The sequence below is a fragment of the Staphylococcus epidermidis genome (assembly GCF_006742205.1).
GTDB lineage: Bacteria > Bacillota > Bacilli > Staphylococcales > Staphylococcaceae > Staphylococcus > Staphylococcus epidermidis.
This window is the reverse complement of the sequence record NZ_AP019721.1, coordinates 119,670-140,689: the sequence shown is the minus strand read 5'-3', so window position 1 is coordinate 140,689 and position 21,020 is coordinate 119,670. Positions and strand designations below refer to the sequence as shown.

Genomic DNA, 21,020 nt, shown 5'->3' with positions numbered 1-21,020 from the left:
CCCCTCTTACTTCTTACCCAATGTTTGATGTAAGGCTTTGTTGAAAATTTTAACCATTTTTTTAATTTCTTTATTAGACATACTTAAAATAGGTACGAAAGTGATGACATTTTCCAAATTACGAATCATCAATCCATTCTCTTTACATCGACGTATAATCAGTTCTACAGTTGGAATATCGAGTGGTGTCTGCGTTGATTTGTTTTCAACTAATTCCACACCATACATTAATCCCCGCCCTCTAATATCTCCAATATTTTTATGAGGTTGAAGTGCCTCTAAGCGTTGCTTTAATGTTTGAGATGTCTTTTGAATGTGCCCAATCAGATGCTTCTTTTTAAAAAGATTAATATTCTCAAGTGCTACGGAACAAACTAACTGATTACCTGTATATGTATGACCGTGGAAAAACGTATTCTTACCGTGACTCTGACTTAAAAAAGCATCATATATCTTTTGAGATGTTAAAGTTGCCGCTAACGGTAAATAACCACCTGTAATCGCCTTACCCAGACACATAATATCTGGTTGTACATCTTCATGGTTACAAGCAAACATTTCTCCCGTACGTCCGAAACCAACAGCTACTTCATCACAAATTAGTAATACATCATATTTTCTACATAACTGTTCTACAGCTTTCAAAAAACCATGCGGATGAACGAATAAACCTGTTGCACCTTGTATAAGTGGCTCTAGAATAAATCCTACTATTTCATCATTTCTCTCAGATAATATATTTTCAATTTGATTCAGTATTGAATTAAGCATTTCCGCTTCATTGCGGTACTTACTTTTATATAAACACGGTGTTTCTATTTGTATATTTTCAAAAATAAGGTCTTTAAAAATTTTGTGGAAACTATCGATACCACCAACGCTAACAGAACCTATTGTATCTCCATGATATCCATGATGTAATGTAAGAAATTTATTCTTCTTCGCATATCGTTCAGCATCGATATTCTTCCAATATTGATAAGCCATCTTAATAGCAATCTCTACCGACGCACTCCCTGTATCGGAGTAAAACACTTTTTGTAATCTATCTGGTGTTAATTTGACTAACTGTTCGGCTAGCTCAATCGATGGAATATTAGACGAACCTAATAGCGTAGAATGGGCAATCTTATCAAGTTGTTTATGAATAGCTTTATTTAACTTTTTATGCTGATGTCCATGCACATTGACCCATAATGACGCATAACCATCTAAATATTTATTACCTTCAGTATCGTATAAATAACTTCCGCGACCTTTTTCAATAATAATATTGTCATTTTTAGCATAGACTCCCATCTGTGTGAATGGGTGCCATACATACTGTGCATCTTTATGATTTAACTCTCGTGTATTAGCCATTGGATCCTCCTATAATTCGTTGTATAAATGCTTCGGAAAAGCTTTCTTGAGTCGCTTGATGACCTAACGTATAAACAGACTTGTGTATTAATTTTTCAATGGTATGTAAATTATCCTGTTCAATAGCACTATCAGTATAGTTATTCATGATTACCACGTTCGGGGGAAGTTCTTGATGATCAATATATTTCTGGTGAACGATGGCATCATTAATCGCACCTAACTTTGAAGGTAAGACACTCACAATGAAATCCGATGTGTCTTTAATTAAATCTGTTGTCATATAAAAATGGTCACTGTATTCATAGATAGGCACTGCAATACCGCCCGCACCTTCAATGAGAATCATATCGAATTGTGCTTTTAGTGATTCGAGTTTGTCTATCATTGTTTGATGGTTCAATTGCTGATGCCTTTCAATTTTGAATGCTAAATGTGGTGAAACTGGATCTTTGAATGTGTAAAGAGACGTAACGTCATAGTCTAAATCGCATTCGTTTTTATAAATTTCTAAATCTGGGTATCTACCTCCACCAATTTCTTCAGTTTGAAAAGGTTTGAAAATACATACCCGATATCCCCTCGTTCTTAATGCTTTATAGAGATATTTAGTGACATACGTTTTACCGATGTCAGTATTCGTTCCAGTTACAAATATATTCATGTTTATCATGTCACCTATCTTTAATGTAAACTTATTACATTTTAAAGTTTACATTTAGAATATGAAGGTTGCAAGTGATAACAATAAGTAGGTAAAGTGTGTGATTAAATGAGGAAAGTAAAAGAATTTCGAGAAATGGTACGTGCTACATATTTTAGATGTGAAGATAAACATAATTTTTGAATTCATTGTTACAAAATAAGGATAGAAATAATTTGTATAAGAGGACAATTAGAAGATTCATTCTAGCAATGGCGATTATTGCAAAAAAATACACCTGAGACTATCATTGATGTCCCAGATGATTATAAATAAAATCATTCATATGCGTATCAATATTAATAACCAAATGCGTGAGCAATATCTTGAATGATGCCACCTGCATTAGCTACGATGTTAACGATACTTTTTGCTAATTCAGCACCATCTTCTGCTTGTGCTGCTGTTACTGTATCCACAATCGCTTCGCCTAATTTAGAAACGTGTTCCATTAAGTTATCCCTCCCTCATTTCGTATTCAATGGTAGAATAACACTCATTTGAGAATAATCTAACACTCTATCGACTAAATTCACAAATTAATTTCAAACAATATGTTTTAATTGCCTTGAATTGAGCGGCAATTAATAATATGAGTTTTACAATTAACCCTCAAAATGTTTTAACACAATAACTTCAATACTTAATAATCATATACCAAAACTGCCATTAACTAATAAGTTAATGGCAGAAAGTTTTTATATGAAATTATTTTTCATTACCTTTTTTACGACGACCAAATATGAACAATGATCCGACAATTGCTAATAGAGATCCGACTAAAGTTCCCTCATTAGCTTGACGATTTTCACCTGTATCAGGTAATTGATTTTTATTATCTGTTGAATGCATTGATCTATTTGGTTGTTCTGGTGCACCTGATTGTGCTGGCGTACCTGGTTCCACTGGTTTACCTGGTTCCACTGGTTTACCTGATTCCGCTGGTTTACCTGGTTCTGCTGGCGTACCTGGTTCCGCTGGTTTACCTGGTTCTGCTGGCGTACCTGGTTCCGCTGGTTTACCTGGTTCTGCTGGCGTACCTGGTTCCGCTGGTTTACCTGGTTCTGCTGGCGTACCTGGTTCTGCTGGCGTACCTGGTTCCGCTGGTTTACCTGGTTCCGCTGGTTTACCTGGTTCCGCTGGTTTACCTGGTTCTGCTGGCGTACCTGGTTCCGCTGGTTTACCTGGTTCTGCTGGCGTACCTGGTTCCGCTGGTTTACCTGGTTCCGCTGGTTTACCTGGTTCCGCTGGTTTACCTGGTTCTGCTGGCGTACCTGGTTCCGCTGGTTTACCTGGTTCTGCTGGCGTACCTGGTTCCGCTGGTTTACCTGGTTCCGCTGGTTTACCTGGTTCTGCTTTTGTTGGACCATACTCAACAATTTCGTCAACAGGTTGTTTAGTGACTTTTTCTGTTGATTTACCTTCGCCAACTTTTTCTCCTGTAATAGGATTAACTAATATTGGTGTTGTAATTGTTTTTGTTCCTGGTTCACCTTTTTGTTTAACGCGCTCTTCACCTGGTTTTAAATCAGGATTAAATACACGTTTCTTATCAAATGGAATCTCTTCCGTTGATGTGATTGGATTACCAACTTTCGGACCATATTTTGTCACATCATCCACTGGTGGGGTAACAACTTCACCTGTATCAGGATTTTTAACTCCTGGTTTACCTGGAACTTCAGTTTTACTATCTACAGGTGCATTTGGATCAAATTCATCTTTATGACCTTGTGGTATTTGTTCACCACCATAATGAACAATCTCATCCACTGGTTGTTTTGTTATTTTTTCTGTTGGTTCACCTTCGCCAACTTTTTCTCCTGTTAATGGGTTCTTAGTTGTTGGCGTTGTAATTGTTTTTGTTCCTGGTTCACCTTTTTGAACGACTTTCTCTGTACCTGGCGCTAAGTTTGGATCAAATTCGCGTTTTTTATCAAACGGAATTTCTTCCGTTGACGTAATCGGATCTCCATCAACTGGACCATATTTTGTCACATCATCCACTGGTGGTGTGACTACTTCGCCTGTATCAGGATTTTTAACTCCTGGTTTACCTGGAACGTCCTCTTGGCTACCTTTCGGTGCGTTTGGATCAAATTCATCCTTATGGCCTGGCTTGATTTCTTCGCCACCATAATGAACGATCTCATCCACTGGTTGTTTTGTTATTTTTTCTGTTGGTTCACCTTCACCAACTTTTTCCCCTGTTAATGGGTTCTTAGTTGTTGGCGTTGTAATTGTTTTTGTTCCTGGTTCACCTTTTTGAACGACTTTCTCTGTACCTGGCGCTAAGTTTGGATCAAATTCGCGTTTTTTATCAAACGGAATTTCTTCCGTTGACGTAATCGGATCTCCATCAACTGGACCATATTTTGTCACATCATCCACTGGTGGTGTGACTACTTCGCCTGTATCAGGATTTTTAACTCCTGGCTTACCTGGTTGCGTTGTTTGACTACCTTTCGGTGCGTTCGGATCAAATTCATCCTTATGGCCTGGCTTGATTTCTTCGCCACCATAATGAACGATCTCATCCACTGGTTGTTTTGTTATTTTTTCTGTTGGTTCACCTTCGCCAACTTTTTCTCCTGTTAATGGGTTCTTAGTTGTTGGTGTTGTAATTGTTTTTGTTCCTGGTTCACCTTTTTGAACGACTTTCTCTGTACCTGGCGCTAAGTTTGGATCAAATTCGCGTTTTTTATCAAACGGAATTTCTTCCGTTGACGTAATCGGATCTCCATCAACTGGACCATATTTTGTCACATCATCCACTGGTGGTGTGACTACTTCGCCTGTATCAGGATTTTTAACTCCTGGTTTACCTGGAACGTCCTCTTGGCTACCTTTCGGTGCGTTCGGATCAAATTCATCCTTATGGCCTGGCTTGATTTCTTCGCCACCATATTCTGTGATTTCATCTACTGGTTGTTTTGTTATTTTTTCTGTTGGTTCACCTTCGCCAACTTTTTCCCCTGTTAATGGGTTCTTAGTTGTTGGTGTTGTAATTGTTTTTGTTCCTGGTTCACCTTTTTGAACGACTTTCTCTGTACCTGGCGCTAAGTTTGGATCAAATTCGCGTTTTTTATCAAACGGAATTTCTTCCGTTGACGTAATCGGATCTCCATCAACTGGACCATATTTTGTCACATCATCCACTGGTGGTGTGACTACTTCGCCTGTATCAGGATTTTTAACTCCTGGCTTACCTGGAACGTCCTCTTGGCTACCTTTCGGTGCGTTCGGATCAAATTCATCCTTATGGCCTGGCTTGATTTCTTCGCCACCATATTCTGTGATTTCATCTACTGGTTGTTTTGTTATTTTTTCTGTTGGTTCACCTTCGCCAACTTTTTCCCCTGTTAATGGGTTCTTAGTTGTTGGTGTTGTAATTGTTTTTGTTCCTGGTTCACCTTTCTGTTTAACACGCTCTTCACCTGGTTTTAAATCAGGATTGAATTCACGTTTCTTGTCGAATGGAATTTCTTCCGTTGACGTAATCGGATCTCCATCAACTGGACCATATTTTGTCACATCATCCACTGGTGGTGTGACTACTTCGCCTGTATCAGGATTTTTAACTCCTGGTTTACCTGGAACGTCCTCTTGGCTACCTTTCGGTGCGTTCGGATCAAATTCATCCTTATGGCCTGGCTTGATTTCTTCGCCACCATATTCTGTGATTTCATCTACTGGTTGTTTTGTTATTTTTTCTGTTGGTTCACCTTCGCCAACTTTTTCCCCTGTTAATGGGTTCTTAGTTGTTGGTGTTGTAATTGTTTTTGTTCCTGGTTCACCTTTTTGTTTAACACGCTCTTCACCTGGTTTTAAATCAGGATTGAATTCACGTTTCTTGTCGAATGGAATTTCTTCCGTTGACGTAATCGGATCTCCATCAACTGGACCATATTTTGTCACATCATCCACTGGTGGTGTGACTACTTCGCCTGTATCAGGATTTTTAACTCCTGGCTTACCTGGTTGCGTTGTTTGACTACCTTTCGGTGCATTTGGATCAAATTCATCTTTATGGCCTGGCTTGATTTCTTCGCCACCATATTCTGTGATTTCATCTACTGGTTGTTTTGTTATTTTTTCTGTTGGTTCACCTTCGCCAACTTTTTCCCCTGTTAATGGGTTCTTAGTTGTTGGTGTTGTAATTGTTTTTGTTCCTGGTTCACCTTTCTGTTTAACACGCTCTTCACCTGGTTTTAAATCAGGATTGAATTCACGTTTCTTGTCGAATGGAATTTCTTCCGTTGACGTAATCGGATCTCCATCAACTGGACCATATTTTGTCACATCATCCACTGGTGGTGTGACTACTTCGCCTGTATCAGGATTTTTAACTCCTGGTTTACCTGGAACGTCCTCTTGGCTACCTTTCGGTGCATTTGGATCAAATTCATCCTTATGGCCTGGCTTGATTTCTTCGCCACCATAATGAACGATTTCATCCACTGGTTGTTTTGTTACTTTTTCTGTTGGTTCACCTTCGCCAACTTTTTCCCCTGTTAATGGGTTCTTAGTTGTTGGTGTTGTAATTGTTTTTGTTCCTGGTTCACCTTTTTGAACGACTTTCTCTGTACCTGGCGCTAAGTTTGGATCAAATTCGCGTTTTTTATCAAACGGAATTTCTTCCGTTGACGTAATCGGATCTCCATCAACTGGACCATATTTTGTCACATCATCCACTGGTGGAGTAACTACTTCGCCTGTATCAGGGTTTTTAACTCCTGGTTTACCTGGAACGTCCTCTTGGCTACCTTTCGGTGCATTTGGATCAAATTCATCCTTATGGCCTGGCTTGATTTCTTCGCCACCATAATGAACGATTTCATCCACTGGTTGTTTTGTTACTTTTTCTGTTGGTTCACCTTCGCCAACTTTTTCCCCTGTTAATGGGTTCTTAGTTGTTGGTGTTGTAATTGTTTTTGTTCCTGGTTCACCTTTTTGAACGACTTTCTCTGTACCTGGCGCTAAGTTTGGATCAAATTCGCGTTTTTTATCAAACGGAATTTCTTCCGTTGACGTAATCGGATCTCCATCAACTGGACCATATTTTGTCACATCATCCACTGGTGGAGTAACTACTTCGCCTGTATCAGGATTTTTAACTCCTGGTTTACCTGGAACGTCCTCTTGGCTACCTTTCGGTGCATTTGGATCAAATTCATCCTTATGGCCTGGCTTGATTTCTTCGCCACCATATTCTGTGATTTCATCTACTGGTTGTTTTGTTACTTTTTCTGTTGGTTCACCTTCGCCAACTTTTTCCCCTGTTAATGGGTTCTTAGTTGTTGGTGTTGTAATTGTTTTTGTTCCTGGTTCACCTTTCTGTTTAACGCGCTCTTCACCTGGTTTTAAATCAGGATTGAATTCACGTTTCTTGTCGAATGGAATTTCTTCCGTTGACGTGATCGGATCTCCATCAACTGGACCATATTTTGTCACATCATCCACTGGTGGTGTGACTACTTCGCCTGTATCAGGGTTTTTAACTCCTGGTTTACCTGGAACGTCCTCTTGGCTACCTTTCGGTGCATTTGGATCAAATTCATCCTTATGGCCTGGCTTGATTTCTTCGCCACCATATTCTGTGATTTCATCTACTGGTTGTTTTGTTATTTTTTCTGTTGGTTCACCTTCGCCAACTTTTTCCCCTGTTAATGGGTTCTTAGTTGTTGGTGTTGTAATTGTTTTTGTTCCTGGTTCACCTTTTTGTTTAACACGCTCTTCACCTGGTTTTAAATCAGGATTGAATTCACGTTTCTTGTCGAATGGAATTTCTTCCGTTGACGTGATCGGATCTCCATCAACTGGACCATATTTTGTCACATCATCCACAGGTGGAGTAACTACTTCGCCTGTATCAGGATTTTTAACCCCCGGCTTACCTGGTTGCGTTGTTTGACTACCTTTCGGTGCATTTGGATCAAATTCATCCTTATGGCCTGGCTTGATTTCTTCGCCACCATAATGAACGATTTCATCCACTGGTTGTTTTGTTATTTTTTCTGTTGGTTCACCTTCGCCAACTTTTTCTCCTGTATTAGGATTGACATAAGTTGGTGTTGTTGTTGTTTCAATTCCTGGTTCACCTTTTTGGACTACTTTTTCTGTACCTGGGGCTAAGTTTGGATCAAATTCACGTTTCTTATTAAATGGTATTTCCTTAGTTGATATAATTGGATCTCCATCGACTGCTTTAGGAGTGTATGTCAATGTTGCACCATCTAAATCAGCTCTCATAACGCCACTTGCGTATGTACCACTATTACCATTTCCATATTGACTTGATGTAACTAAAAAATTGTAACTATCAGTTGGACTCAATCCTAATTCAGATAACGTAGCCGTCCAAGTTTTACCAGCATAAGTAGCTGTAAAAGTTTGATTTGAAGCATTATATTTCAAATTAACATTATTTAATTTTTGACCATGGAATTTACCATCTAAATCATTAGTAGTATTATCTGCGTAGTTAAGAAAATCTGTTGATGGAGTACCTGATCCTACTTTAGAAGTATTACCTTGGGAGTCATTTTTAACAAATGTCCCATACCCTCTATAGCCTTGACCAGCTTGTTTCTGTATTTTATCTAATGGATCGTTATTATAATATCCTGTATCAATTCTGAAACCAGCTGCACTAGGTGTACCTTTTTCACGTAAGATACCACCGTTTTTTAGGAAATCATCCCCATCTTTCTTGCTGAACATAAAGCCCCAACCATCTGCACCAGTTGTATTACTTTGACGATTGTTTGCTACTCTAATGTTAAAGTCGAAATCTTTATCAAAACTAACTTGATTTTTAAATTGAACTGCACCAGCTGTTGTTGTACCAGGTGGCTGTCCATAATTATATCTCGTTAAATTTGTCGCATTTAAATCTGTAGGATTACTTTCGATATCTACTCTACCGTAAAAATCGTAATTATCTCTACCTTTAACCGTAGTTGGCGGTATATCTATTGTATTTTTAGTGTTATTGGATGAACTATCAGCAGGCATGCTTAATAAGGACATAAACGGAGAACTATAATTTAAATTCACAGGTTCTGAAGTTGTAGGTTCTATTTTACTGTCAGTGTTTGGTTGTGATGATTGTAATTCCTCGTTTTTAGAAACAGCAGGGATATCTTCTTTTCTAGCTAGGTCATTTCTTGTAGGGGCTTCTGAAAATTGTGTTTGTGTATCATTATCTGAATTAGCTTTGATAGTTGGAACATTCGGTGCTTCTGCATTGCCTCCTTCTTCTGTCTTCGTTGGCTCAGATTGAGGTGCTTCTGCATTGCTTCCTTCTTCTGTCTTCGTTGGCTCAGATTGAGCTGCTTCTGCATTGCCTCCTTCTTCTGCCTTCGTTGGCTCAGATTGAGCTGCTTTTGCGTTGCTTCCTTCTTCTGTCTTCGTTGGCTCAGATTGAGGTGCTTCTGCATTGCTTCCTTCTTCTGCCTTCGTTGGCTCAGATTGAGCTGCTTTTACGTTGCTTCCTTCTTCTGTCTTCGTTGGCTCAGATTGAGCTGCTTCTGCATTGCCTCCTTCTTCTGCCTTCGTTGGCTCAGATTGAGGTGCTTCTGCATTGCCTCCTTCTTCTGCCTTCGTTGGCTCAGATTGAGGTGCTTCTGCATTGCCTCCTTCTTCTGCCTTCGTTGGCTCAGATTGAGGTGCTTCTGCATTGCCTCCTTCTTCTGCCTTCGTTGGCTCAGATTGAGCTGCTTCTGCATTGCCTCCTTCTTCTGCCTTCGTTGGCTCAGATTGAGGTGCTTCTGCATTGCTTCCTTCTTCTGCTTGCAATGTAGAAGACATCTGTGGTGCTTCATTGTTTACAGTAGGTTGATTTGTGTTTTCAAGTGATCTTTCACTACTATCATTTTGATTAGCTTGTGTAATTGGATCAACTTGTTTTTCTTCTGCAGCTTTCGCTTCATGGCTACTACTTCCAAAAATAAGTGTCGAACCAAGTAATATTGAGGCCGTACCAACAGTGAATTTTCTTATAGAATACTTGTTTAATTTGTTAGGTAAAAAATCCACTTTTTTATTAATAGGACCTTGTCTACGTTTGCCCATATTATACCTCCCATGTATTTAATTTTAAATGTAAGATACATATATTTTATGTATCTAGTATGTAATGTTACCTTCTTTTACATTTTAACGCAATACTTTACATATTATTTATGATTAAAAAAATAGCATTTTGTATAAATTATTATTTTTTAAATTTTATTTAACTTTAAACCTTTTATTTATTTTTTATAAAGAAGATCAAAATCCATTCAATAGTGAAAATATTTAAAAATAATAATGCGACTTATAAAACTACAAGCATTTGAATAATCAATAATAATGTTAAAAAGAGACAGCTTTATGATGGTATTGTAATTACAAGTAAATGAATATTAAATACAAAAAAGCTAGATACCTATAGGCATCTAGCTCTATTTATAAAACGTAGTTAGTATGAATAGATTATGTAAGTGATAACTTAGTAACCGAATGCATGTGCAATGTCTTGAATAATACCGCCAGCATTCGCTACGATATTAACGATACTTTTTGCTAACTCAGCACCATCTTCTGCTTGTGCTGCTGATACAGTATTAGCTATAGCTTCAGCTAATTTAGAAACATGTTCCACGTTGTATTCCCTCCTCCTAATTAAGTTATCTATAGAATAGCATTGCTTTTTTAATACAAATTAAACTCAATTTTAAACTTTTGTAAATAACTCAATCGTTCATTATACGTAATTTTGATTTATACTTTAATTTTATATATTAGCACACAATTAATAAGGGGTTTCAACAATTCTGCAATGCATTGTAGAATTATCTTGAGTGGTATTACTTATTATGCTTAAGAATAAAATCTCTTGGATTACCATATAATGATTCTGCACCTGCAACTTCTTGTTGGGCATAAGGATGATTAGAACTACCTCTTAAATTATATCCATACGTACGAACCCCATAAACAACGTACTGGCTATCTACCATAGGAGATCCTGAATCACCAGCTCTAAATTTATCTTTTGTCATGAGTTCTGATTTATTCGATGCTTCTTGTAAAAAACGTAACTTATTCCAGTATGCATATGTATTGTTCCCGTTCATCACTGGATATCCTAAAGAATATAATTTCTTGTTAAATTTTAAACTCTTAATTTTTTGATTGGTTGCAAGTTTAAGTGGTTGCACGTTAGCTTTTTGAGCCATATTTTCTTTAGTTTCAACGACAACCATATCGTATGAAGGGATTTTATATATCTTTTTAGCATGAAATTGATAGGGTATCTTTTTACCGTCTCTGTTTAATTGAAATTTTATTTTACTCGGACTCGTTCTTTGACCATTTTTCTTATCTACAACATGTGCATTGGTTACAAACGTATGATTGCCTACCATAAATCCTGTTCCCATACTATCTTTGCCTGGACCTTTCCAACCATCCATGTTCGATACTCTTCCTACTGCTTTATATTTATTTTTATGCGCATAGTTATAACGTTTTATGACTATTTGACTATTATCAACTTTCTTCGCTTTATGATATGCAGCACTCGCATTATGATCTTCCATGCCATTGTAATAATAATTTCCTACTGCTTTTGCCTCATGCTGTGTATCTAAAATCATCAATGATGGTACCAAAGTTATGGTTGCTAAAGCTGTTATGAGTGATTTTTTAAATTTCATTTTATTCATCCTTTTTATTTTTAAATTAAAGTACATACTAATTATTAAAAATTTATTTTCTGTATCAGTTCAAAAAGATAGTAACCTTAATATATTATATTTTCCACAACATTTATTATAATGATATATTTGAATTTTTGATAGTGTGCCTTTTTCAAAAAACTGTGTCGTAAAATTCTTGTATATAAGCATACTATCACAGTAATTAAGGGTTTCTTTCTCCACACTTCACACAATTTTTTTAATACCCCTTTACTATCAATAGTTATCGAGTTTAACTACATACCTTTTGATATTGGTAAGCTTAATAAAACTTTTCAAACATACAAACAATTGAATATACCATTATTATTCAAAAGAATCCTTTCTAACGAACTATATACTATAATTAAAGTTTTACAAAAATTTGAAAGTCTAAATTTTACATATTTTATATATATATAGCGCACTTCATTATTATGCTATAATCTTATTTTAGGTTGGTTTCTATAGATAAACCAACAATTGCATGATTAGTTTATATTATAAATATATTAATATTTAAGATTTTAGGAGATGCACAAATGCTTAAAATTAATTTTTTTAATAAGGAATATGGAGTTTTAAAATCACAAAATTACGAAAGAATTTCACTAGAATTATTGAACAAACATTACCATATAACTGAAAATGATTTTAAAAACAAAGATTATTGTTTGGATAAATTTAATAGTAAAGATACATTTATTGGCGATATAGCACATACAGAGAAAGAGTTAATTTCTTTAATTGAAGATAATATTAAAAATCCTAAAAATATGGAGCATCAAAATCTATCAAGCATATTCGATTATACAGATCATCATAATAACCAACGTGTCTATCACAGTATTTTAGATCTTATACAAGACAATACGTCTTCTTAAGTTCATACTTGTCTCAATTCCAAACATAAGTCTAGGACGATGAATTCATGAGAATTTGTCATCCTAGACTTTTAATACATATTGATGAGTCCTGCATCTCCCTTACAAATATTGCAAAATATTTAACATTACTTATGTCGTATTTATTGGTAAAATTGTTGTAATAAAAATACATAGAATTGATGGGATATTATGAAAGTTAAACTTTATACGTTGTTATTATTACTCATTTTTCTGATAGCATGCGCTCCAACATCGACTTCACAATCACCTCATCCTTTACGTACGTTGATTGTTTATTCTCCTTATCCATCACATTTAATTCGTCCGATTTTAAATGATTTTGAAAAGCGAGAACATGTGAAAGTTGAAATCAAACATGGCTCAACTCAAGTATTACTATCTAATATTCACAAAGAAGCACTTTCTAAACGTGGGGATGTCTTTGTGGGTGGCGTGTTATCAGAGATGATAGATCATCAAGAAGATTTTGTTCCTTACCATAATCGTTCTACACTGAAACAAATAGAGGATTATCGCTCTAACAACCCATTAGTCACGAGCTTTCTATTGATGCCAACAGTAATTGTAGTGAATACAGATTTACAAGGTGATATGACTATTCATGGATATAAAGACTTACTTCAGTCTTCACTAAAGGGGCGTGTCGTTTATTCTAATCCTCATTCTACGACGACAGGATACCAACATATGCGTGCGATGTATCATATGCGTCACCAAGTAAGCGATGTTCATCAATTTCAACACCATGCTGTACAGTTATCTAAAAGTTCTCAAGTGATTGAAAAGGTGGCTAAAGGTGCTTATTACGCTGGATTGAGTTATGAACAAGATGCTAGAACGTGGAAACAAAAAGGATACCCTATCTCAATCATTTACCCTACTGAGGGGACGATGTTAAATGTAGATGGTATTGCTTTAGTTAACAATGCACAACCTCATCCCAAACGTAAAAAGTTAGTACAATATTTAACAAGCCGTTCTGTACAACAACGTTTGGCAGAAGAATTTGATGCTAAATCAATACGTAAAGACGTGACTGAAACAAATCACTCATCTATTGAAAACTTGGATCATATTCCACTAATCCCACAATCACGTGTATCCAATATTCCACATCATCAATTTTTGGAGATGATTCAATGAAGACCTATAAGCCGTACCGACATCAATTAAGGCGTTCGCTATTTGCCTCAACGATTTTCCCAGTATTTATGGTGATGATTATTGGTTTAATAAGCTTTTATGCTATTTATATATGGGTCGAACATCGCACCATTCATCAGCATACCTATCAAACTCAAACCGAATTACAACGTATCGACAAACATTTTCATACGTTTGTTACGCAGCAACAAAAACAATGGCGTCATGTTGATTTATCACATCCAACTGATATCACAAAGATGAAACGCCAACTATTAAAACAAGTCCATCAACAACCTGCGATATTGTATTACGATTTAAAAGGTTCTTCACAATCTTTCACAAACAATTATGAACAATTAGACACAACAAAGATGTATTTAATATCAAAATATCGAATTGATTTTAAAGACGATACTTATATCCTTAAAATATATATGTCAAGCACACCACTACTTAAAAACATTAAGAAAAATAGTGGACAATCTGCACTCATTGTTGATTCATATGATACTGTTTTATATACAAATGACGACCGATTCTCTATCGGTCAAAAATATCAACCACCACAGTTTGGGTTTATAAACGAGTCTTTAAAACTCAATTCTCATCATGCGCATCTTATTATATATAAAGATATTCATGAAACCATTGAAGATGGAATTGCATTACTAGTTGTCATGGGTGTTGTTCTTATTCTGCTTGTTATTTTTGGATATATAAGCGCTGATAGAATGGCAAAGCGCCAATCTGAAGATATTGAAGCGATTGTCCGAAAAATTGATGATGCTAAAAATCGACATCTTGGTAGTTACGAACCGTTAAAAAAACATAGTGAGTTAGAGGAAATAAATAATTATATCTATGACTTGTTTGAATCAAATGAGCAATTAATACAATCTATTGAACAGACCGAACGTCGTTTACGTGATATACAATTAAAAGAAATTGAGCGACAATTTCAACCCCATTTCTTATTCAATACGATGCAAACGATACAATATTTAATTCCTCTTTCACCCAAAGTAGCACAAACAGTCATACAACAACTATCACAAATGCTACGTTATTCTCTACGCACAGCATCGCACACAGTCAAATTAGCAGAAGAATTAAGCTACATTGAGCAGTATGTTGCCATACAAAATATCCGCTTCGATGATATGATACAGCTTTACATCGATGCTACTGAGGGTGTACAACATCAAACAATTGGTAAGATGATGCTTCAACCACTCGTAGAAAATGCCATCAAGCATGGTCGTGATAGTGAACCTTTAAAGATAACAATTCGTATCAGACTTACGAAGCGCAAATTACATATTCTGGTTCATGATAATGGCATCGGTATGTCTCCATCACATTTAGAACACGTGCGCCAATCCCTTCATCACGATGTTTTTGATACGACACACCTAGGTTTAAATCATTTACATAATAGAGCCATGATTCAATATGGAACATATGCACGTCTGCACATTTTCTCAAGAAGCCAGCAAGGGACATTAATGTGTTACCAAATACCACTTGTCTAGGAGGAATAAAGATGTTTAAAGTAGTTATTTGTGATGATGAACGGATTATACGACAAGGTTTAAAACAAATGATTCCATGGAAGGAATATCATTTTACAACTATTTACACTGCCACAGACGGCGTAGAAGCATTGTCTTTAATTCGCCAACATCAACCTGAACTCGTCATTACTGATATACGAATGCCTCGAAAAAATGGTGTTGACCTACTAGATGACATCAAAGACCTTGATTGCCAAGTTATCATTTTATCTAGTTATGACGACTTCGAATATATGAAAGCCGGCATTCAACACCATGTTCTTGATTATTTACTAAAGCCAGTAGACCACACTCAATTAGAGCATATTCTAGACATATTAGTTCAAAGGTTATTAGAACGTCCACATTCTACCAATGATGACGCGGCATATTATACTGCCTTTCAACCATTATTAAAAATTGATTACGATGACTATTATGTCAATCAAATTTTGTCTCAAATCAAGCAACATTATCACAAGAAAGTGACTGTTCTTGACTTAATTAATCCTATTGTTGTAAGTGAGTCATACGCCATGAGGACGTTTAAAGAACATGTAGGCATTACGATAGTTGATTATTTAAATCGTTATCGTATTTTAAAATCATTACATCTTTTAGACCAGCACTACAAGCATTATGAAATTGCTGAAAAAGTAGGTTTTTCTGAGTATAAGATGTTTTGCTATCATTTTAAAAAATATTTACATATGTCACCAAGTGATTATAATAAGCTATCAAAATAGTGCAATCAATCACGAAAAAGCTCCCTACCATAATGACAAAATTTATAGTAGGGAGTATATATTTAAATTCACTTAATCTTAAATTTTTAATTTTCTAATTTTCTTTTCTTCGTAATAAGCAACAATGGCTAATAGTATCATTCCTAAGAATAAAGCTACATAGAATACAATAAAGACATCTGTCCAACCACTCAACGTATACCCAAAAATATTTAGACCATTACGTGTTGGATCAGCGATTGCAGCCAGACCCACTTTAGCCATTGAATCCCCGAATAGATATGCGAATGAACCTGTCATACCGTTAGCGACACTAATTGCATTTTTAGGAACAAAGCCAGTCAGAGATACACCAATGAGTAACTGTGGACCGAAGATTAAAGCGCCTAATGCAAATAGAGAAATATTGACCATTGTCACACTTGTTGCGTTCGTATAAAACAGCACAACAAAGGTAATCATAAACATACATCCAATCGCTACAATCGCACGACGTCCTTTTAAAAGGTCTGAGATATAACCCCATAATAAACTGGCTACTAATGCTCCTATTTCAAAGTAGAAAATAGTATTAACCGCGTCACCCTTATTAAAGTGTAAATGCTCTGATACGTATAGCGGCGCCCAATTATCAATACCAATACGCACGATATATACGAAAACATTTGAGATACACAAAATCCAAATCACTGGATTTCCCAGGATATATTTTTTAAAGATATCCCATTTAGTCATACCTTGAGAATCAATATTTTCTTGATCGATAGGCTCTTCCCAAATTTCTTCAGCACGATTCCAACCTAATTCTTCTGGATCATCTTTCCCAATAAATAATGTCACGATTCCAATGATTAAAGCGATAATAGAAGGAAAAATAAACATCCCAACGACATTACCGTGGAAAAATGTATTCGCACCCCAGAGTGCGACACCGCCAGCAATTGCACCACCAATGTTATGTGATGTATTCCAAAATCCTAAATAACGTCCACGCTTTGTTCGAGGTGCCCACCTTGAAATCGTTGAATAACTTGCAGGCCCACCCACAGATTGAAATATACCGTTAAGCCCCCACAGTACAATTAATAGTCCCATCACAGAGCCGAAGTAACTTAATACAAATCCCATAATAAGTACTGTAATCGCAGATAATATTAATAAGAAGGAAATAATACGCTTCGTATTACGACCATCGACAAAATAACCGAGTAATGTTTTTCCTAAACCGTAAGTAATACTAAACGCTAATCCTATATAACCCAGTTCTAATGTTGATAATCCGATTTCTTCTTTTAATAACGGTTGTGCCGCTTTAAAATTGTTTCGAATTAAATACATCGCCATGTAAACAAAGAATACGACAAAAAACGCTTGCATAAAGTTTCTAAGCCATAATTTGCGTTGTACAGCTAATGGTATCCCTTTGTTTGGTATTTTATGAATATCAAAAAAGTTCATCCCTAACACCCCTATCATTTTCGTTAAAAAAAATATATCACATTAATGTAAGCGCTTAATATCCTTAAAAGTATTAAATTATCCAAAAAACTGAACTTAATATGTGAGGTGTTAGAAGAGTTGTGAGTTAGTGCTAAAGTTAATAAATAGTTAATGGCATTTGAAACATTTTCTATATAAAATACTTTGTATTGTATGAGCAAAAGAACATTTATATAACAAACAATGGAGGACATCATGATTTTAACTATCTTATTTATCTTTTTCTGTATTCGACTCATCAGCTTAAAGATATTAATGCAACATGCAAAACAGCTAAAGGTAGATGGAGCCGTGGAATATGGTATTAAAAATTCAAAATTTCTAGCCATTACTCACGTGTTGATTTACATGAGTGCAGCTATAGAAGCATTCATTCGTAAGGATACATTTAGTCTACTTAACGGCATTGGCTTAATCATATTGATCATCGCTTATATCATGCTATTTATAGTTATTAAGACATTAGGTCGTATTTGGACTTTGAAATTATTTATACTGCCCAATCACCCTATTATTAAGTCAGGGTTATATAAAGTAACGAAACATCCAAACTATTTTTTAAATATCATTCCCGAATTAATTGGTGTATTACTACTAACAAATGCTACATACACAACACTCTTATTAGTTCCATATGCTTATTTTTTAATTGTACGTATCCGTCAAGAAGAGAAATTAATGAATATATAAAATAAAAAGCCTACAATCACGAAATTCATTATTAGACTGACCCCAATTTGTGGGAATTATATAAAAACACTTTCGTTGAATTCATATTAAAATGAATCATACGGAGGTTTTTTTCTATGAAAAGAGCTTCTTATTCAGTAGAAACAAAGTATAAAGCAGTTGAAATGAAAGCAGCAGGATTTTCAACAAAAGAAATTATGAAAGAATTAAATATTAGAAATAGGACGCAAGTGAAAACTTGGTGGCGATGGTATCGAAATGGGGAAAGTTATAGATTTTCACAACAAGTTGGTAAACAATATACCTACGGTAAAGGATTAGAAGAGCTGTCAGAAGTAGAACAATTAAAATTAGAAAATAAGAGAAAAGATATAGAATTGGATATTTTAAAAAAGTACAAGGCATTGGAAAGGAAGTGGTACCAACAGTAGTCATAGATTTAGTGGATCAATTAAAAGTAAAATATTCAATCAAATTGATACTAGAAGTATTAAACATACCTAAATCAACATATTACCGATGGAAAAACAAAACCTATAAAAATGATACCGTAACACAAAAAGTCATTGAATTATGTAAAGCTAACCACTATACCTACGGTTATCGTAAGATTACAGCATTGATTAATCAATGTTATACATCACCAATTAATCATAAGAGAGTACAGAGAATGATGCAGAAGCATCATTTGAACTGCCGAGTTAGACCTAAAAAGACGACAAGAATAGGTAAACCGTATTATAAAACGGACAATTTATTACAAAGACAATTTAAAGCGAGTTGTCCAATGGAAGTATTAACAACCGATATTACTTATTTACCATTTGGTCATTCTATGTTGTATTTATCTTCGATAATGGATATTTATAACGGAGAAATTGTGGCGTATAAAATAGATGATAAACAAGACCAAAGTTTAGTTAATGATACATTAAATCAAATCGATATACCTGAAGGTTGTATATTACATAGTGATCAAGGCAGCGTTTATACATCTTATGCTTATTATCAATTGTGCGAAGAAAAAGGCATTATCAGAAGTATGTCCCGAAAGGGAACACCTGCCGATAACGCCCCGATAGAAAGTTTCCATTCCTCGCTAAAGTCTGAAACTTTTTACATCAATAATGAGCTTAATCGCTCTAATCATATTGTAATAGATATTGTCGAAAAGTACATTAAAAACTATAATAATAATCGAATTCAACAAAAACTAGGCTACTTATCCCCAGTAAAATACAGAGAATTAATAGCCTAGAACATGGTGTTTTTATTAAGTTCCCGTTTTAAGGGTTCAGTGCCTTATGCCACATCTTTAAAGTGAATTTTTGAAAAGTGCGGCATATAAACATACATGATTGTAGGTATTTTTTATCGCAAGGATATAACTGATGATTTTATTATAACGTTTCGATAAACCCGTTTGCTAGATATAACGTTACTGTTAGGAATAAGGATGCACATTTTTAGTGTGCCCTATGTCTTACGTCAGACAACCTGAACACTTACCTTTGTATCAACAACCCATATTAACTTTGATTGGGTATCAATAGACATTTAAAGCGCTAAAATCATCTTCTCCTAAACAAAAAAGATAAATCCCAATATTAAATCTTGAGATTTGTCAATATTTAAATACTCTGATATGAAACATACTCAATAGATTGAATGATGATTACAAAGTCACTCTGTTCTTATTTACCAAACAAATTCGATGCTTTCGATTAAATATATTTACTAAAAAATAATACACAAAAACGATTCAATTGTTAATACAATATTAAAGGTAGATAAAGACTCCTATTAATTTGTATCTTCACATTCTCAACTATTACTGATATTATAATGCTGAATAACCGCCATCAATATTAAATACACTACCTTGAGTAAACGATGATGCATCAGAAGCAAGATAAACTGTTATTCCAGCTAATTCTTCAGGCTCACCTACTCGTTCCATAGGCGTTGTATTTGTTTCAGTATTATCATTTAGTATCTTTTCCGTTTCGATTGTTCTCATGTAACCAGGGGCAATTGCATTTACTTTAATTCCATATCTAGACCATTCTCTAGCTAAGCTTTTAGTCAGCATCGTCACACCGGCTTTAGACGTTTCATAAGAGCTCTGGTCTTGCGTTTTATTAGCAATCAATCCTAATACTGAAGAGACATTAATTATCGAACCACTACCCTTCTCAATCATTTGACGTCCTACTGTTTGCGCTACAGAGAATGCTCCATTTAAGCTTAAATTGATTTCTTTTAACCATTCTTCATACGAAATATTTTCAGTATCATCTTGAATTGAGATACTAGCGTTATTGACAAGAATATCTATTTTTCCATATTCCCTTACTACATAATCAACAATTTGATTTACTTCATCTGAATGAGTTATATCTAATTTTAATGATGTGGTTTTAACACCTGATTGTGTAGATATAGTTGTGGCTGTTTCTTGACCAATATTGGATTGCAAATCAGCGATAACGATATTTGCCCCTGCTTGTGCTAATGCCTCTGCCATAGCTTTACCAATGCCAGTTGCACCTCCAATGACCATTGCCACCTTACCAGTTAATTTAAATTTTTCCATAATGTTTACCATCGTCAATCACCTTTCTCGATTTTCAAAACTGTTTTTAAAATCATGAAAATATCATAAAAAATAACAATTTTTCATTAGC

Annotated in this window: 14 protein-coding genes; 6 read left to right on the top strand and 8 right to left on the bottom strand. The window is 35.3% G+C overall.

Features of this window, described 5'->3' with window-relative positions; all coding sequences use genetic code 11:
• Positions 1–6: 6 nt before the first annotated feature.
• From bioA to FNL83_RS00685, 6 genes are all read right to left on the bottom strand, one after another.
• The gene (bioA, locus tag FNL83_RS00745; RefSeq protein ID WP_002437694.1) at positions 7–1,362 is read right to left on the bottom strand and encodes an adenosylmethionine--8-amino-7-oxononanoate transaminase; all 1,356 of its coding nucleotides are present in this window, start codon (positions 1,360–1,362) and stop codon (positions 7–9) included.
• A complete protein-coding gene (bioD, locus tag FNL83_RS00740) occupies positions 1,355–2,026 on the bottom strand; it encodes a dethiobiotin synthase (RefSeq protein ID WP_002437691.1) in 672 nt (223 codons plus the stop codon). The genes bioA and bioD overlap by 8 nt, the downstream gene beginning before the upstream one ends.
• A 338-nt stretch (positions 2,027–2,364) precedes the next feature.
• Positions 2,365–2,517, bottom strand: a complete 153-nt coding sequence (locus FNL83_RS00730) for a beta-class phenol-soluble modulin (protein ID WP_002437688.1) — start codon at positions 2,515–2,517, stop codon at positions 2,365–2,367.
• Between the two features lie 256 nt (positions 2,518–2,773).
• Positions 2,774–10,141, bottom strand: coding sequence for an accumulation-associated protein Aap (aap, locus tag FNL83_RS12140; protein WP_232045699.1), 7,368 nt, complete (start codon positions 10,139–10,141; stop codon positions 2,774–2,776).
• 418 nt (positions 10,142–10,559) lie between these two features.
• Positions 10,560–10,712, bottom strand: coding sequence for a beta-class phenol-soluble modulin (locus FNL83_RS00690; RefSeq protein WP_002437676.1), 153 nt, complete (start codon positions 10,710–10,712; stop codon positions 10,560–10,562).
• A 205-nt stretch (positions 10,713–10,917) separates the two neighbouring features.
• Complete coding sequence (locus FNL83_RS00685) at positions 10,918–11,769, bottom strand: trypsin-like serine peptidase (protein WP_002455963.1); 852 nt, start codon at positions 11,767–11,769, stop codon at positions 10,918–10,920.
• A gap of 563 nt (positions 11,770–12,332) precedes the next feature.
• Here FNL83_RS00685 and FNL83_RS00680 point away from each other — a divergent pair.
• The 4 genes from FNL83_RS00680 to FNL83_RS00665 all read left to right on the top strand — a co-directional run bounded on the left by FNL83_RS00680 (position 12,333) and on the right by FNL83_RS00665 (position 16,143).
• Positions 12,333–12,674, top strand: a complete 342-nt coding sequence (locus FNL83_RS00680; RefSeq protein WP_002437674.1) for a hypothetical protein — start codon at positions 12,333–12,335, stop codon at positions 12,672–12,674.
• Between the two features lie 192 nt (positions 12,675–12,866).
• Positions 12,867–13,841, top strand: coding sequence for a hexose phosphate-binding lipoprotein HptA (locus FNL83_RS00675; protein ID WP_002437673.1), 975 nt, complete (start codon positions 12,867–12,869; stop codon positions 13,839–13,841).
• Complete coding sequence (locus FNL83_RS00670) at positions 13,838–15,376, top strand: sensor histidine kinase (protein ID WP_002437672.1); 1,539 nt, start codon at positions 13,838–13,840, stop codon at positions 15,374–15,376. The genes FNL83_RS00675 and FNL83_RS00670 overlap by 4 nt, the downstream gene beginning before the upstream one ends.
• 11 nt (positions 15,377–15,387) lie before the next feature.
• Positions 15,388–16,143 (top strand): response regulator transcription factor HptR, encoded by a 756-nt coding sequence (locus FNL83_RS00665; RefSeq protein WP_002455962.1) that lies wholly within the window; start codon positions 15,388–15,390, stop codon positions 16,141–16,143.
• 78 nt (positions 16,144–16,221) lie between these two features.
• Here FNL83_RS00665 and uhpT read toward each other — a convergent pair whose 3' ends face one another.
• Positions 16,222–17,601: a hexose-6-phosphate:phosphate antiporter UhpT gene (gene uhpT, locus FNL83_RS00660; protein WP_002455961.1), complete on the bottom strand. Its 1,380-nt coding sequence runs from the start codon at positions 17,599–17,601 to the stop codon at positions 16,222–16,224.
• Positions 17,602–17,838: 237 nt separating this feature from the next.
• Between uhpT and FNL83_RS00655 the strand changes: the two genes are divergently transcribed.
• On the top strand, positions 17,839–18,333 hold the full coding sequence (locus FNL83_RS00655; protein WP_002437668.1) for an isoprenylcysteine carboxyl methyltransferase family protein: 495 nt from the start codon (positions 17,839–17,841) through the stop codon (positions 18,331–18,333).
• A 116-nt stretch (positions 18,334–18,449) separates the two neighbouring features.
• A protein-coding gene (locus FNL83_RS00650; RefSeq protein ID WP_099835063.1) for an IS3 family transposase occupies positions 18,450–19,591 on the top strand; the annotation gives its coding sequence in 2 pieces (ribosomal slippage) (positions 18,450–18,720 and positions 18,720–19,591; 1,143 coding nt in all).
• A 582-nt stretch (positions 19,592–20,173) separates the two neighbouring features.
• Here FNL83_RS00650 and FNL83_RS00645 read toward each other — a convergent pair.
• Positions 20,174–20,941, bottom strand: a complete 768-nt coding sequence (locus FNL83_RS00645) for an SDR family NAD(P)-dependent oxidoreductase (RefSeq protein ID WP_002437663.1) — start codon at positions 20,939–20,941, stop codon at positions 20,174–20,176.
• Positions 20,942–21,020 lie beyond the last annotated feature (79 nt).

Excerpts from the sequence above, each read along its gene's own strand:
- bioA (WP_002437694.1), bottom strand. The coding sequence starts at position 1,362 with ATGGCTAATACACGAGAGTTAAATCATAAAGATGCACAGTATGTATGG.
- bioD (WP_002437691.1), bottom strand. The coding sequence starts at position 2,026 with ATGAATATATTTGTAACTGGAACGAATACTGACATCGGTAAAACGTAT.
- FNL83_RS00730 (WP_002437688.1), bottom strand. The coding sequence starts at position 2,517 with ATGGAACACGTTTCTAAATTAGGCGAAGCGATTGTGGATACAGTAACA.
- aap (WP_232045699.1), bottom strand. The coding sequence starts at position 10,141 with ATGGGCAAACGTAGACAAGGTCCTATTAATAAAAAAGTGGATTTTTTA.
- FNL83_RS00685 (WP_002455963.1), bottom strand. The coding sequence starts at position 11,769 with ATGAAATTTAAAAAATCACTCATAACAGCTTTAGCAACCATAACTTTG.
- FNL83_RS00680 (WP_002437674.1), top strand. The coding sequence starts at position 12,333 with ATGCTTAAAATTAATTTTTTTAATAAGGAATATGGAGTTTTAAAATCA.
- FNL83_RS00675 (WP_002437673.1), top strand. The coding sequence starts at position 12,867 with ATGAAAGTTAAACTTTATACGTTGTTATTATTACTCATTTTTCTGATA.
- FNL83_RS00670 (WP_002437672.1), top strand. The coding sequence starts at position 13,838 with ATGAAGACCTATAAGCCGTACCGACATCAATTAAGGCGTTCGCTATTT.
- FNL83_RS00665 (WP_002455962.1), top strand. The coding sequence starts at position 15,388 with ATGTTTAAAGTAGTTATTTGTGATGATGAACGGATTATACGACAAGGT.
- uhpT (WP_002455961.1), bottom strand. The coding sequence starts at position 17,601 with ATGAACTTTTTTGATATTCATAAAATACCAAACAAAGGGATACCATTA.
- FNL83_RS00655 (WP_002437668.1), top strand. The coding sequence starts at position 17,839 with ATGATTTTAACTATCTTATTTATCTTTTTCTGTATTCGACTCATCAGC.
- FNL83_RS00645 (WP_002437663.1), bottom strand. The coding sequence starts at position 20,941 with ATGGTAAACATTATGGAAAAATTTAAATTAACTGGTAAGGTGGCAATG.